This window comes from Serratia sp. YWN4 (assembly GCF_055790845.1).
The window spans coordinates 1623311-1638487 of record NZ_CM147696.1 but is presented as its reverse complement, the minus strand read 5'-3'; the positions used below and the strand labels follow the sequence as shown (position 1 = coordinate 1638487).

Genomic DNA, 15177 nt, shown 5'->3' with positions numbered 1-15177 from the left:
TCTGGTGTGACCGCAGTCAAATTTAAGCCAAACTGTATTATCAAGTTAAAAAAACGTTCTTCGTGGGTAATATTTTGATGCCCGAAAAATATAGATTAGTCCTCGGATACTCTGGTTTTTTACCTCACCCTACCCATCTGAATTCATGGAAAGAAATATGAAAAAACCAATTAACTGCATGAATCACCCGGATAAAAAAACGCTGAAACTCCTCTCTGGGCTACTCTGTTTCTCTGCATTAACCCTCGCTGGATGCGACAACGGTTCCAACAACGCCAGTAACCAGCAAAACGGCGATAAAATTGAGCGCTTGCTGGCGCAAATGACCTTGGAAGAGAAAACCTCTTTCCTGCACGGATTGGTTAAAGGCTTTGATATGTCGGACTTTGGCGACCCGGAAAACAAAGCCAACGTCGGCTTTATTCCTGGCGTGCCCCGGCTCAATATCCCACCGTTACGGCTCACCGATGGCCCTGCGGGAGCACGCTACACCAAAGGCTTGACCACCGCGATGCCTGCTCCTGTCTCGCTTGCCGCCAGTTTTAACCCAGAGCTTGCCAAGCAATACGGCGCGGCCATCGGCGCAGAAGCCCGCGCGATCGATCAGGATGTGCTGCTGGCCCCGATGGTCAATATCGTCAGAATTCCGGGGGGCGGGCGTAACTTTGAAACCTTCGGTGAAGACCCGCTGCTGGCCGGAGCAATGGCCAGCGCAGAGATTACCGGTATTCAGGATCAAGGAGTGATGGCCACCATTAAGCACTTTGCGGCCAACAATCAGGAAACGGATCGTATGACCATCAACACCATTGTTGATGAACGCACGATGCGCGAGATTTATCTGCCAGCCTTTGAACAGGGGGTTAATGCCGGTGTCGCCTCCTTTATGTGCTCCTATAACCGCCTGGCCATCGACGGCAAAAACAGCGATTACGCCTGCGCCAACAAGACGCTGCTGACGGATATTCTGCGCACTCAGTGGAAATACGATGGCTTTGTGATGACGGATTGGTACGCCGCCGTGCTGCCGGGGTTACAAGGCCTGGAAGCGCTGACGCCAGCCCCGCTGAGCGCCGGTCTGGATATGGAAATGCCAGGGGGCAACATGTTCGGCACCCTGCTGATTGATGCCGTACAGAATAAGGAGATGCCGGTCGCTACCGTCGATAAAGCGGTATACCGCATTCTGACCCAGATGGATAAGTTCCATTTGCTGGATGGCACGCCTCCAGCCAAGAAAACCATCGATCAGTTGAAAGATCAGAACAGCGTTATTGCCAAAGAAACCGCGATTGATGGGGCGGTGTTGTTGGTCAACGACAACAACGCACTGCCGCTACAGGCCAAAAGCATCACATCGCTGGCCGTGATTGGCCAAACGGCAGCCAGCCTCAACTATGGCGGCGGTGGCAGTTCGCGCGTTAAGCCGCTGAATATGAAAGCACCGCTCGCCTCGATTGAGGAACGGCTTGCTAGCGGGCAGGTCAGCTATCAACCCGGCGTGGATCTCGACGGCATCGCCATCCCGGCATCCGCACTAAGCCACGATGGGCAACCTGGGCTGCTGAGAAATGATGGCGCAGTCGACAACGCGCTCGATTTCACCACCGCCAATCTCAACCCATTGGCCCCCAACGGTAAACAAGTGATCACCTGGTCCGGTAACCTGACGGCACCAACCACTGGCGATTATGAACTGAAGATTCAGGTGAAAAATGGCGGTGCCAGCCTGAAAATCGATACTGGCGATCAGAATGGCAATCCGCAGATCGGCATTGCCGACAGCAGTTCGATTTCTTTTGCCGATATCTCGCTGATCTCCACCCGCGATGGGCTGCAATGGGCGGGTTATAAAATCCACCTTGAGGCAGGCGTGCCACAGCCGATTACCATCACCGCCATCCCAGGCGTTGGCAGTGACTTTGCCACCGATCTGGCCGATCCGCTGAAACCCACCAGTTTCAGGCTGGCCTGGATGACCCCGGAGCTGAAGCAGCAGCGGTTTGACGATGCCGTCAACGCCGCCAAAAAAGCCTCAAACGTGGTGCTATTTGCCTATACCGAAGGCAACGAAGGGAAAGACCTGATTGAGTCGCTCAACCTCCCCGAAGATCAGGATGCCCTGATCCAGGCGGTGGTAGAAGCCAACCCGAATACGGTGGTGGTACTAAACGTCGGTTCATCCATTGAGATGCCTTGGCTGGATGGTGCGCACAAGCCTGCTGCGCTGCTGAACATGTGGTATCCCGGCCAGGAAGGGGCCGATGCTACGGCGGAGATCCTGTTCGGTCAGGCATCGCCGGGCGGGCGCTTGCCGATCTCGATACCGTTCAAGCTGGCAGACTATACCCCAGCCAACGAGCCGCAAAGTTTCCCTGGCGTAGACGGCACGGTGACTTACGAAGAGGGGATATTTGTTGGCTATCGCTGGTACGATCAACACAGCGTCGCCCCGCGTTTCGCGTTCGGCCATGGCTTGTCTTACACCCAGTTCTCCTACAGTGAACCGACCGTGACCGCCACCGCAGACGGCTATAGCGTCAGTTTCTCGGTCACCAATACCGGGGCAACCGCCGGTGTGGATGTTCCACAGGTTTACTTAGGTGCCCCAGCCACCCCAGCGGTGCCGATGGCGAAAAAAGCGTTGGCCGGGTTCAGCAAAGTGAAACTGGCCGCCGGGGAATCCACCAAGGTGACGATACCGATCGCAAAACGCGCGTTGTCTTATTGGGATATCAACACCGCACAATGGCAGGTTGCCAGCGGCCAGCGCGCCGTGTATCTGGGTTCGTCTGCCAGCAGCGTAGAGGAAATTGCACAAATTCAGGTTGCTAAATAGGCGCTTGCTCAGCGTGTAGGTTGGTGATAAGAGTGAAATACCCTCGGGTATTTCACTCCCTCCCTTGCCATGGATCGCGGGATAACAGCATGAATAACAGCAAAACGGTTTCCAATATTGTTTCCCGAACTCTGTTTTCCTTTCTGCAACAGCTAGACGTACCCGCAGCCTTGATCCATCACCGCACCGGGATCTCCCCCTATGAGCTAACCCAATCAGATAGCCGGGTTTCTGCGGCGCAGCACTATCGCCTGATGATTCTGGTGGAAGAAAAGCGTGAATTCCTGTTTAACAACTATCAACCGGATTTCGCCCTAACGGATATTTTCCGCTCCTGGGGCACCCTGTCTTCGCTGTTGACCAACAGCGGCAGCCTGCGCCAAGGGGTGGCAAACTACCTGAAATACCGCGATATCATTGGGCAGACCGATCATATTCAGGTCTATGAAAATGATGAGCAACTGATGCTGGAATACCTCAACAGCGGCCCCGAAATACTGAGCGCTTCGCTGGCATCACCATTGGGCAATTTTATTATTCTGGCGGAACTCATCGGCCACTACGATCGGCAAACTTACGCTTCGATTCAGGTTACGCTGAAAGGTGCCTGCTCCAGCGCAAGGCAATCTCAGCACCTGTCAGCGCTGTTGGGTTTCAGTTGCCAGATGAGTGCCGCACGCAACACCCTCACTTTCAGCAAGCAACATATAGACAGGCCTTATGATTTTTATAACCGTAAACTGTTTGAAACTATCCAGAAAGCCGCCGATAGCGAGATCAACACCCTGAGCAGCAACGCTGCCCCACTCACTATGCAGGTGAAAAACTGCCTCAGAGCGCATTACCAGAATCCAATATCGCACCAACCCAATCCGGCCAATGAGATCTCGCTGATTTGCCAGAAGATGTCGATACCGCGCTGGACGCTGCAACGTAAATTGCTGCACGAAGGCCAGAATTTTACCGAGTTGGCACAGCAGACCAAAATGGAAGAGGCTTGCCGCCTGCTGCAACAGCGTAACCTTACCCTCAGCGATATCAGCGAACTGCTCGGCTTTTCCTCTCAGGCCGCCTTCAGCCGCTTCTTCCGTAACAAGATGAACGTTTCGCCGCTGCGCTACCGCAATGGGTTCGCCGTTTATGATCAAGGGTAAGCCGATCAGTTCGCCCGGTTAATCGCCCGCGCGATCTCGCCCGAGGTTTTCAGCACGCGGACCTCGGTAAACAGCGCGCTGGCTTCCTGATACTCTTTACGCAGATAGCTCAGCCACTGTTTGATGCGCGCCACGTGATACAAACCGGTATCGCCCTGCTTTTCCAGATGGATATATTTTTGCAGCAGCTGCACCACCTGCGGCCACGGCAGGCGCGGTTCATTGTATTTCACCATCCGGCTCAGGTTAGGCAGGTTCAGCGCACCGCGCCCCAGCATCACCGCATCGCAACCGGTCACCTGCATACAGTCCTGCGCGCTCTGGTAATCCCAGATTTCACCGTTGGCGATCACCGGAATAGACAGCCGCTGGCGGATCTCACCGATAGCGGGCCAGTTGATGCGATCGGCCTGATAACCATCCACTTTGGTGCGCCCATGCACTGCCAGCTCGGTGGCTCCGGCCTGTTGCACCGCGTCAGCGATTTCAAAACTGCGGCTGCTCGAATCCCACCCCAAGCGCACTTTAACCGAAACCGGTAAATGGGCGGGCACCGCGGCGCGCATCGCTTTGGCCCCTTGGTAAATCAGTTCAGGATCTTTCAGCAAGGTGGCACCACCGCCGCTGCCGTTAACGTGCCTTGAAGGGCAACCACAGTTCAGATCGACGCCATACGACCCCAGTTCTACGGCACGAGCGGCATTTTCCGCCAGCCATTGTGGATACTGGCCCAATAATTGAACCCGCACCAACGTGCCAGAGGGTGTGCGGCTGGCCTGTTCAAGCTCGGGGCAGAGACGATAGAAGGATTTTGCGGGCAACAGTTGATCGACCACGCGCAGGAATTCGGTGATGCAGAGATCGTAATCATTCACCTCGGTGAGCAATTCCCGCACCAGAGAGTCGAGAACCCCCTCCATCGGAGCTAAAAATACGCGCATGCCAACTCCTGCTGAAAAAGACGCGCAATGATACGGGCGAAAGGCCGCACCAGACAAGCCGCGAGCCGATAAAAACCTAACCCGGCTTACGTAATATTATGGCCTTCTGGCAGGCGTAAAAAAGCCGCCAGAAATTTGGCGGCCTGATATTGCGTTGGAGTAGCTTATTCGCCCGGCTTGCGGCTACGCGGACGGCGCGCAGGAGCACCGGAACGCGGTTTGCCATCACCCTGCGGGCGGGCGCTGCCGCCACCGCGATTTTCGCGTTGACCGCCGCCATTGCCGCTGCGTTGCCCACCGTGACCCGCACGCTGACCACCGCCGTTGCCATGTGGCGCACCACGGCCACCGCCCTGACGCCCGTTGATGATCGGCTCCGCCTTGATCGACGGATCCGGCTCATAACCCGGCAGGGCAATGCGTGGGATTTCACGCTTCAGCAGGCGTTCGATGTCGCGCAGCAGTTTGTGTTCATCCACGCACACCAGCGAGATCGCTTCACCGGTGCATTCGGCACGGCCGGTACGACCAATGCGGTGCACGTAATCTTCCGGCACGTTTGGCAGCTCGTAGTTCACCACGTGCGGCAACTGATCGATATCCAGACCGCGCGCGGCGATATCGGTGGCAACCAGCACGCGGATTTTGCCGTCTTTAAAGTCGGCCAGCGCACGAGTACGCGCCCCTTGGCTTTTGTTGCCATGGATAGCCGCGGCGGTAATGCCATCTTTATTCAGCTGTTCAGCCAGATGGTTCGCGCCATGCTTGGTACGGTTAAATACCAGCACCTGCTTCCAATCACCTTCGCCAATCATCTGGGAAAGCAGTTCACGCTTGCGCTTTTTATCCACAAAGTGAACGCTCTGCTCGATCTGCTCGGAAGCGGTGTTGCGGCGAGCCACTTCCACCGACGCCGGGTTGTGCAGCAGTTTGCTGGCCAGCCCTTTGATCTCATCGGAGAAGGTGGCAGAAAACAGCAGGTTCTGGCGCTTCGCTGGCAGCTTGGACAGCACACGGCGGATATCATGGATAAAGCCCATATCCAGCATGCGGTCTGCTTCATCCAGCACCAGAATTTCAATTTTGGACAGATCGACCGCGTTCTGATGTTCCAGATCCAGCAAGCGACCCGGTGTTGCCACCAGAATATCGACGCCGCCGCGCAGCTTCATCATCTGCGGATTGATGCTCACGCCGCCAAACACCACCAGTGAACGCAAGCGCAGGTGTTTACTGTAGGATTCGACGTTTTCGCCGATCTGTGCAGCCAACTCGCGGGTTGGCGTCAGGATCAGCGCCCGTACCGGGCGGCGGCCTTTGATCGGGTGGTCATGCTTGCTCAGCAATTGCAACAGCGGCAGGGTAAAACCAGCGGTTTTACCAGTACCGGTCTGGGCGCTGGCCATCAGGTCACGGCCTGCCAATACCACAGGGATTGCCTGACGTTGAATTGGCGTAGGTTCGCGATAGCCCTGTTCTTCAACAGCGCGCAGAATTTCGGCACTTAAGCCGAGGTTTTCAAATGACATAGTAGAGAAAAACTCCAGATCCCCCCTAACCTAACAATGTTCGGTGCAGTTTCCTGGGAGGATGATCAGACGGGGCATAAGGCGGCGCTCGCGTTTCTGTTTGCGGCACAACCTCGGCATACCACGAGGGATTGGCACAAACTGCAGTGCACCAAGCGGCTGATTGTAACAGAAATCAAACAAAAAAAAGCAATTTTGCGTAATAAGAGCCCGCGATCCGATAATGAGCCCAAGCTGTTGTTTACATTTCGTACTTCCGGGCCTAAAGTTAATCAATCATATGATTAACTTTTGTGAGTCAGTCATGCCATCAACAGAACATCAGCACACGCCCAGCCGGGCACGCGGTGAACAGGCGCGCCAACAATTGCTCGCAGCCGCCATTGAAGTGTTCGGCGAATACGGCCTTCTGGGAGCCACAACGCGGGAAATCGCCCAGCGCGCCGGGCAGAACATCGCTGCCATCACCTATTATTTCAACTCGAAAGAGGGCTTGTATCTGGCGGTTGCACAGTGGATCGCCGATTTTATTCAGCAAACCTTCCGCACGCAGAGCCAGGAAGTCGAAGATTTTTGGCTGCTGCCTGCGCCACAGCGCCCGCCGGAGCGGTATCTCTACCACCTCAAGCGTGGCTTGCTGGACTTCAGTGAGTTAATGACTCAGCCACAGACGCTCAACATGAGCAAGATCATGTCGCGCGAACAGCTTTCCCCCACCGACGCCTATCCGCTGATCCACCGGCAGGTAATTGCGCCCTTGCACCAGATGCTATGCCGTTTGCTGGCGGGCTATACCGGCCTCGATGCGCAATCGACCAAGATTGTGTTGCACACTCATGCGCTGATTGGCGAGGTGCTGTCGTTCCGCGTCGGGCGTGAAACCGTGCGCCGTCAGGCGGGCTGGCAGCAGATTGGCAGCGAAGAAGCCGCACAAATCAGCGCCGTGCTGGCAGAGCATATCGAGATTCTGGTTAACGGGCTGCGCCAGCGTTACGGCGCATAGATCCCTTCTTTCACACTGCAACCGGCAGGAAGCATTATGAACAAGAAAAGAATTGGCATTATTGGCATCGTTATCCTGTTAATTACCGCCGCCTACGGCATCTGGCATTACCAACAGCAGCAGGAAAAACCGCTGACGCTGTACGGTAACGTGGATATTCGCACGGTGAATCTGGGCTTCCGCGTCGACGGGCGGCTCGCCACGCTGGCGGTTGACGAAGGGGACAGCGTGCAGCCGGGGCAACTGCTCGGCAAACTGGATGATGCCCCTAACCTTAATGCGTTGCAGCAGGCACAGGCCAACGTCGCCAGCGCTACCGCTAAGCTGGCGCTGTTGCAGGCCGGTTATCGTGATGAAGAGATCGCCCAGGTGCGCTCAGAAGTGGCGCAGCGCCTCTCGGCCTTCAACTATGCCGATAGCTTCCTCCAGCGGCAGCAGGGTTTGTGGGCGAAAAAGGCCACTTCCGCCGATGCGTTGGAAGACGCCCGTACCCTACGCAATCAGGCGCAGGCCAACCTGCAAGCGGCAAAAGATAAACTGGCGCAATACCTGAGCGGCAACCGCCCGCAAGAAATCGCCGAAGCCAAAGCCAATCTGGCACAAAGCGAAGCGGTGCTGGCACAGGCGCAGTTGAATCTGCAAGACACCACGCTGATTTCCCCCTCCGCTGGCACCGTGCTAACGCGTGCGGTTGAGCCCGGCACCATGCTCGGCGCAGGCAGCACGGTATTTACCCTGTCGCTGACCCAACCAGTGTGGGTACGCGCCTATATCAATGAAGCTAGCCTAGGCAAAGCGGTTCCAGGGACGGAACTGAGCATTTATACCGACAGCCGCCCCGGCAAGCCTTATCACGGCAAGATTGGTTTTGTTTCACCGACGGCCGAATTTACCCCGAAAAGCGTCGAAACGCCGGATTTGCGTACCGATCTGGTTTATCGCCTGCGGGTGATTGTCACCGATGCCGACGATGCATTACGCCAAGGCATGCCGGTCACCCTCCGTTTCACACAGCCGTAAGGAAGGGTGATGGAACAGGCACATACCATTGAACTGGTGGCGCTGGAGAAGTGCTTCCCGTCACTCGCCAAACCGGCGGTTGCCAGCCTGACGACTACGTTGCGCAGCGGCGCGGTCACCGGGTTGGTCGGCCCCGACGGCGCGGGCAAAACCACCCTGTTACGCATGCTGGCCGGATTGCTGAAACCCAGCAGTGGCCAACTGCGCGTCGCCGGGCTGGATCCGATCGTTCAAGATCGCCAACTGCACGCCATTCTCGGCTACATGCCGCAGAAATTCGGCCTGTATGAAGACCTGACGGTGATGGAAAACCTGACGCTGTACGCCGACCTGCGCGGCGTCACCGGCGATCTGCGCAAACAAACCTTCGAACGGCTGCTGACCTTTACCGATCTGACCCGTTTTACCGAACGCTTGGCGGGCAAACTTTCCGGCGGCATGAAGCAGAAACTCGGGCTGGCCTGTACCCTGCTCGGCCAACCGCAGGTATTGTTACTGGACGAGCCCGGCGTTGGGGTCGACCCGATTTCGCGCCGCGAACTGTGGCGCATGGTGCATGAACTGGCCAACGACGGCATGCTGATCCTGTGGAGCACCTCGTATCTGGACGAAGCCGAACAGTGCCGCGAAGTGCTGCTGATGAACGAGGGCGAATTATTGTTCAGCGGCGCGCCGCAGGAGCTTACCCAACGCATGGCCGGGCGCACCGTGCTGATCGAGGTTCCGGCTGGCAGCCACCGTGCGCTGCTGCAACGGGCGATCTGCCTGCCTACCGTCAGCGATGGCGTGATTCAGGGCAAGTATCTGCGCTTGATCCTGAAACCGGGAGAAGACCACCAGCAGATATTACGCGAGCTGGAGCTACCCACTGCCGAACTGACTGAAGCAGATCCGCGTTTTGAGGATGCGTTTATCGATCTGCTCGGCGGCGGGCCAAACAGCAAGTCGGCATTGGCGGAAATCATGCCCACCGTGGCGGGCGATAGCGCGGAAATCATGCCCACCGTGGCGGGCGATAGCGCGGAAACGGTGATTGAAGCACAGGGGTTAACCAAAAGGTTCGGTCATTTTGCCGCGACCGACCATGTGGATTTCAAGGTGCAACGGGGTGAAATCTTCGGCCTGCTTGGGCCCAACGGGGCCGGTAAATCCACCACCTTCAAGATGATGTGCGGCTTGCTGGTGCCAAGCGATGGCAAAGCGCTGGTGCTGGGGATGGATCTGAAAACCAGCTCCGGCAAAGCGCGCCAGCACCTGGGCTATATGGCGCAGAAGTTCTCGCTGTACGGCAACCTGACGGTGGCGCAGAACCTGAAGTTTTTCTCCGGCGTATATGGTCTGAGCGGCAAAGCGCAGCGCGACAAAATCCACGAGATGTCCACCGCCTTCAACTTCGGCCCGATCCTCAACCAAGCGCCGGACTCGCTGCCGCTCGGTTTCAAACAGCGGCTGGCGCTGGCCTGCGCGCTGATGCATGAGCCGGATATTCTGTTTCTTGATGAGCCCACCTCGGGAGTTGATCCCCTCACCCGGCGTGAGTTCTGGCTGCATATCAACGGCATGGTGGATAAAGGCGTCACGGTGATGGTCACCACCCACTTTATGGATGAGGCGGAATACTGCGATCGCATCGGGCTGGTGTATCGCGGCAAGATTATCGCCGCCGGTACGCCGGACGATCTCAAACAGCAGGTTGCCAGTGCTGAAAATCCCAATCCTTCAATGGAACAGGCGTTTATCGAGCTGGTACAGGGTTACGATCGGGAGGAAACCTTATGAGCGATAACAGCGGCTTTTCCTGGCGGCGCCTGCGCGCGCTGTGCCTGAAAGAAACGCGGCAAATCCTGCGCGATCCGAGCAGCGGCCTGATCGCCTTCGTCATCCCGCTGATGTTGCTGTTTATCTTCGGTTACGGCATCAATCTGGACTCCAGCAAACTGCGCCTGGGGATCCTGCTGGAACAGCACAGTGAAGAAGCCCGCGATCTGGCCAACGCCTTTGCCGGTTCGCCCTATATTCAACCGACCATCAGCGATAACCGCCAGCAGCTGATGCAAATGATGCAGGCGGGCAGCATCCGTGGGCTGGTGGTGATCCCGAACGACTTCGCCGAACATATGGCACGGCCGTCCGATCGCGCACCATTGCAGGTGATTACCGACGGCAGCGAACCCAATACCGCCAACTTTGTGCAGGGTTATACCCAGGGGGTTTGGCAGATCTGGCAACAGCAGCGCTCCAGCGATGGGGGGCGGGAAGATAAACCGCTGATCGAGGTGCAGATGCGTTACTGGTTTAACCCGGCGGCGATCAGCAGGCACTTTATTATCCCTGGGGCGATCACCATCATTATGACGGTGATTGGCGCGATTCTGACTTCGCTGGTGATCGCCCGTGAATGGGAACGCGGCACCATGGAAGCACTGCTGTCCACTCAGGTGACGCGCAGCGAACTGCTGCTCTCCAAGCTGGTGCCTTACTACTTCCTCGGCATGATCGCCATGGTGCTGTGCATGGTGGTTGCGGTGTTTGTGCTCGGCGTGCCCTACCGGGGTTCATTGCTGATCCTGTTTGTCATCAGCAGCCTGTTCCTGGCCAGCACGCTCGGTATGGGGCTGCTGATTTCCACCATCACCCGCAACCAGTTCAACGCGGCAATGGTGGCGCTGAACGCCGCTTTTCTGCCTTCGATTATGCTTTCCGGCTTTATTTTCCAGATCGACAGCATGCCCGCCGTGGTGCGCGCGGTGACCTATATCATTCCGGCGCGATATTTTGTCAGCACGCTGCAAACGCTGTTTCTGGCGGGCAATATCGGCAGCGTTCTGCTGGTTAACCTGCTGTTTCTGATCGCTTCAGCGGTGGTGTTTATCGGCCTGACGGCCTGGAAAACCCCGCGACGACTGGATTGAGGAGAGAATATGTTTCACCGTCTCTGGACACTGATCGTCAAAGAAATGCAGTCGCTGCTGCGCGATCCGCAAACCCGCGCCATTCTGGTGATGCCGGTGATCTTACAGGTGCTGTTGTTCCCGTTCGCCGCCACGCTGGAAGTGACCAATGCCACCATTGCGGTGTACAGCGAGGACAGCGGCCAGGCATCGATCGAGCTGACCCAGCGCTTTGCCAAAGCCAAAGCGTTTTCGCACGTCTTGCTGCTGCGCAGCCCGCAGGAGATCAAAACCACCATCGATAACCAGAAAGCGCTGCTGCTAATCCGCTTTCCGGCCAACTTTTCGCGCGATATCGCCAGCGGTAATACGGCAGCGTTGCAGTTGATCCTCGATGGCCGCAACTCCAACAGCGCGCAGATCGCCGCCAACTATGTGCAGCAGATTGTGCAGGATTATCAGAACGAGCTGATCGGCGGGCGCGCCAAGCCCAATAACAGTGAGCTGGTAGTGCGCAACTGGTATAACCCGAATCTGGATTACAAATGGTTCGTGGTGCCTTCGTTGATTGCGATGATCACCACCATCGGCGTGATGATTGTCACTTCGCTTTCGGTAGCGCGTGAACGTGAGCAAGGCACGCTGGAGCAGTTGCTGGTGTCGCCGCTGACCACCTGGCAGATCTTTATCGGTAAAGCGGTGCCCGCGCTGGTGGTCGCCACTTTTCAGGCTTCGATCGTGCTGTTTATCGGTATCTTTGCCTATCAGATCCCGTTTGCCGGTTCGCTGTTGCTGTTCTACGCCACCATGCTGATTTACGGGCTTTCGCTGGTGGGATTCGGGCTGCTGATTTCGTCATTGTGCGCCACTCAGCAGCAGGCGTTTATCGGCGTGTTCGTATTTATGATGCCGGCGATCCTGCTCTCCGGCTATGTTTCACCGGTAGAGAATATGCCAGTGTGGTTGCAGCACCTCACCTGGGCGAATCCTATTCGTCACTTCACCGATATTACCAAGCAAATCTACCTCAAAGATGCCAGCTTCAGCATCATCTGGCACAGCCTGTGGCCATTGCTGGCGATCACCGCCACTACCGGCAGCGCGGCTTATGCGATGTTTAGAAGGAAGATTGCTTAACAGAGGGTTCAAGCCGCAGCTAACCACGCTGCGGCTTGAAAGACGACGGGTATTAGCGGCGGTTGCCCAGAATACGCAGCAACATCAGGAACAGGTTGATGAAGTCAAGATACAGCGTTAGCGCGCCTACGATGGCGTATTTACGGAAGCCATCTCGGTCATCAGCATTCAACTGCTCGCCCAGGGCTTTCAGTTTTTGCGTGTCATACGCCGTCAGGCCGACAAACACCACCACGCCGATATAGGTAATCGCCCAGGTCAGCGCCGGGCTTTTCAGCCAGATGTTCACCAGCGACGCCAGCACAATGCCGATCAAGCCCATAAACAGCATACTGCCAAGGCCGCTCAGATCGCGCTTGGTGGTGTAGCCGTACAGGCTCATGGCACCAAACATCCCGGCGGTTACCACAAAGGTGCTGGCGATCGACGCGCCAGTATAAACCAACAGGATACTGGATAGAGTAAGCCCGGTTAACGCTGAATAGAGCATAAACAGCCCGGTAGCCACAGTGCCGCTAAGGCGGTTCACCATACCGGAAATCACAAACACCAGCCCTAACTGAGCGATAATCAGGCCGAAGAAAGTAATGTTGCTGGAGAAAATAAAAGACATGATCGCTTCACTTTGTGAAGCATACCAGGCCACAAAAGCGGTCAACAGCAAGCCACAGGTCATCCAGCCATAAACCTGCGCCATATAAGCCTGAATGCCGCTGTTGGCACGCTCGACGATCGAACCATTACGTGGATATCGGTCCATGACGGTTACCTTTTACATGTGAACTAAGTTTTGGGGAAACACCCCTGCCAGTAATAAGCGTATCACAGAAAACGTTATGCGGAACCGGCAAAGGTATTGATTTATTTCCGCTGTTGATGCGGGATTTACCAGCGTTTTGCCGCTTGCCGATCGGTATCGCGGGCTTCGACCCAACGCTCCCCTTGTTCCGTGGCTTCGCGCTTCCAGAATGGCGCGCGGGTTTTCAGGTAATCCATGATGAACTGTGCGGCTTCAAACGCTTGGCTACGGTGCCCGCTGGTGACGCCGACAAACACAATCTCATCGCCAGGGAACAGATCGCCGACGCGGTGGATCACCGTGACCCGCTGCAACGGCCAACGGGCACGCGCTTCGGCCACAATCTCTGCCAGCGCTTTTTCGGTCATGCCCGGATAGTGCTCCAGCGACAAGGCGCTGACGCCATCCCCCAGATTATGGTTACGCACTTTGCCGGTGAAGGTGACTACCGCGCCGTCGTCGTCACACTGCGCCAGCCATGGGTACTCTTCGCCAACGCTAAACGGGGCAGCGCCGACGCGGATACGGGTATTTTCCACGCTTAACCCCCGGTGACCGGCGGGAAGAACGCCACTTCATCACCGGCGCGCAGCGGATGCTCGCTCGCCACCAGCGATTGGTTGACCGCCGTCAGCAGCTTGCCGGGCTCCAACGCCAGCGCCCAACGTTCGCCGCGCTCGCACAGCGCTTTACGCAGTTCTTCTACCGTAGGGTATTCCGCTGGCACGCTTAGCACACTGGTGCCAACCAGTTCACGCACCTGCGCAAAGAAAAGAATATTGATCATAGCTCCACCTTGAAATCACCGGACTTGCCACCGCTTTTCGCCAGCAGCCGCACCGGGCCGATCACCATGTCTTTCTGCACCGCTTTGCACATATCGTAAATGGTGAGCGCCGCTACCGAAGCGGCGGTCAACGCTTCCATTTCCACCCCGGTTTTGCCGGTCAGGCGGCAGCAGGTTTCGATGCGCACGCGGTTATGTTGCGGCTGCGCTTCAAGCTGCACTTCCACTTTGCTCAGCATCAACGGGTGGCACAGCGGGATCAGTTCCCAGGTGCGTTTCGCCGCCTGAATACCGGCAATGCGCGCGGTAGCAAACACATCCCCTTTGTGGTGGCTGCCATCGATAATCATCGCCAGCGTTGTGGCATGCATTTCAACAAAGGCCTCGGCACGCGCTTCACGCACCGTTTCCGCCTTGGCAGAAACGTCCACCATATGGGCTTCGCCTGCGGCATTGATATGGGTTAACTGGGTCATAAATTATTTCTTCACATGGGGCAGGAAATTGCACGGACGATGGCGCGCATCCAACTGCTCTTCAATAATGCGTTCCCAAGCGGTGCGGCAAGCGCGGGTGGAACCCGGCATGGCGAAGATCACCGTCCGGTTGGCGATGCCCGCCAGCGCACGCGACTGAATGGTCGCGGTGCCAATCTCTTCAAACGACACCATGCGGAACAGTTCGCCAAACCCTTCCACTTCGCGGTCAAACAGCGGCAATAAGGCTTCGGGCGTGTTATCACCGGCGGTAAAACCGGTGCCACCGTTGATTAACACCGCCTGCACGGTATCGCTGGCAATCCACGCGGAAACCTGCGCACGGATCTGGTAAATATTGTCTTTAACGATGGCGCGACCTACCACCTGATGCCCGGCTTCCTGTGCCGCTTCCTGCAAGTATTGGCCGGAGGTATCTTCCGCTTCGCCGCGGCTGTCCGAAACGGTCAGAATGGCAATTTTTGCTGGAATAAATTCGCTGCTGGTCTGGCTCATAGCTAAATATGCTCCCCTATTATGGATACCCACTAGGTTTCAAGCCGTAGCCTGACAAAGGGATCGGCGCATAGCCCCTCACCCT

14 protein-coding genes are annotated in these 15177 nt (G+C 56.6%); 7 read left to right on the top strand and 7 right to left on the bottom strand.

Features of this window, described 5'->3' with window-relative positions; translation table 11 throughout:
• Positions 1-157: 157 nt before the first annotated feature.
• Entirely contained in the window at positions 158-2839 is a 2682-nt protein-coding gene (locus ACX9GT_RS07715; protein ID WP_473190530.1) for a glycoside hydrolase family 3 protein, read from the top strand.
• A gap of 89 nt (positions 2840-2928) precedes the next feature.
• Positions 2929-3993 (top strand): AraC family transcriptional regulator, encoded by a 1065-nt coding sequence (locus ACX9GT_RS07710; RefSeq protein ID WP_473190529.1) that lies wholly within the window; start codon positions 2929-2931, stop codon positions 3991-3993.
• A 5-nt stretch (positions 3994-3998) separates the two neighbouring features.
• On the opposite strand, the gene dusC is transcribed toward ACX9GT_RS07710, so the two are convergent.
• Both dusC and rhlE read right to left on the bottom strand, forming a co-directional pair.
• On the bottom strand, positions 3999-4934 hold the full coding sequence (gene dusC / locus ACX9GT_RS07705) for a tRNA dihydrouridine(16) synthase DusC (RefSeq protein WP_473190528.1): 936 nt from the start codon (positions 4932-4934) through the stop codon (positions 3999-4001).
• Positions 4935-5098: 164 nt separating this feature from the next.
• Positions 5099-6463, bottom strand: coding sequence for an ATP-dependent RNA helicase RhlE (gene rhlE / locus ACX9GT_RS07700; RefSeq protein WP_473190527.1), 1365 nt, complete (start codon positions 6461-6463; stop codon positions 5099-5101).
• A gap of 304 nt (positions 6464-6767) precedes the next feature.
• Between rhlE and ACX9GT_RS07695 the strand changes: the two genes are divergently transcribed.
• Genes ACX9GT_RS07695 through ACX9GT_RS07675 form a run of 5 tightly spaced genes read left to right on the top strand, consistent with a single transcriptional unit; the run spans position 6768 to position 12514 of the window.
• On the top strand, positions 6768-7466 hold the full coding sequence (locus tag ACX9GT_RS07695) for a transcriptional regulator (protein ID WP_473190526.1): 699 nt from the start codon (positions 6768-6770) through the stop codon (positions 7464-7466).
• Positions 7467-7502: 36 nt separating this feature from the next.
• The gene (gene hlyD / locus ACX9GT_RS07690) at positions 7503-8486 is read left to right on the top strand and encodes a secretion protein HlyD (RefSeq protein ID WP_473190525.1); all 984 of its coding nucleotides are present in this window, start codon (positions 7503-7505) and stop codon (positions 8484-8486) included.
• A gap of 9 nt (positions 8487-8495) precedes the next feature.
• Positions 8496-10265 (top strand): ATP-binding cassette domain-containing protein, encoded by a 1770-nt coding sequence (locus ACX9GT_RS07685; RefSeq protein ID WP_473190524.1) that lies wholly within the window; start codon positions 8496-8498, stop codon positions 10263-10265.
• Positions 10262-11398, top strand: a complete 1137-nt coding sequence (locus ACX9GT_RS07680) for an ABC transporter permease (RefSeq protein WP_473190523.1) — start codon at positions 10262-10264, stop codon at positions 11396-11398. Before ACX9GT_RS07685 ends, ACX9GT_RS07680 begins: the two co-directional genes overlap by 4 nt.
• 9 nt (positions 11399-11407) lie before the next feature.
• The gene (locus tag ACX9GT_RS07675) at positions 11408-12514 is read left to right on the top strand and encodes an ABC transporter permease (protein ID WP_473190522.1); all 1107 of its coding nucleotides are present in this window, start codon (positions 11408-11410) and stop codon (positions 12512-12514) included.
• A 52-nt stretch (positions 12515-12566) separates the two neighbouring features.
• Here ACX9GT_RS07675 and ACX9GT_RS07670 read toward each other — a convergent pair whose 3' ends face one another.
• From ACX9GT_RS07670 to moaB, 5 genes are all read right to left on the bottom strand, one after another.
• The gene (locus ACX9GT_RS07670; RefSeq protein ID WP_459399368.1) at positions 12567-13274 is read right to left on the bottom strand and encodes a Bax inhibitor-1/YccA family protein; all 708 of its coding nucleotides are present in this window, start codon (positions 13272-13274) and stop codon (positions 12567-12569) included.
• Positions 13275-13399: 125 nt separating this feature from the next.
• The gene (gene moaE / locus ACX9GT_RS07665) at positions 13400-13852 is read right to left on the bottom strand and encodes a molybdopterin synthase catalytic subunit MoaE (RefSeq protein ID WP_473190521.1); all 453 of its coding nucleotides are present in this window, start codon (positions 13850-13852) and stop codon (positions 13400-13402) included.
• A gap of 2 nt (positions 13853-13854) precedes the next feature.
• Entirely contained in the window at positions 13855-14100 is a 246-nt protein-coding gene (gene moaD, locus ACX9GT_RS07660; protein ID WP_473190520.1) for a molybdopterin synthase sulfur carrier subunit, read from the bottom strand.
• Positions 14097-14576, bottom strand: a complete 480-nt coding sequence (gene moaC, locus ACX9GT_RS07655; protein WP_459399371.1) for a cyclic pyranopterin monophosphate synthase MoaC — start codon at positions 14574-14576, stop codon at positions 14097-14099. Before moaC ends, moaD begins: the two co-directional genes overlap by 4 nt.
• Before the next feature lie 3 nt (positions 14577-14579).
• Entirely contained in the window at positions 14580-15092 is a 513-nt protein-coding gene (moaB, locus tag ACX9GT_RS07650; RefSeq protein ID WP_473190519.1) for a molybdenum cofactor biosynthesis protein B, read from the bottom strand.
• Positions 15093-15177 lie beyond the last annotated feature (85 nt).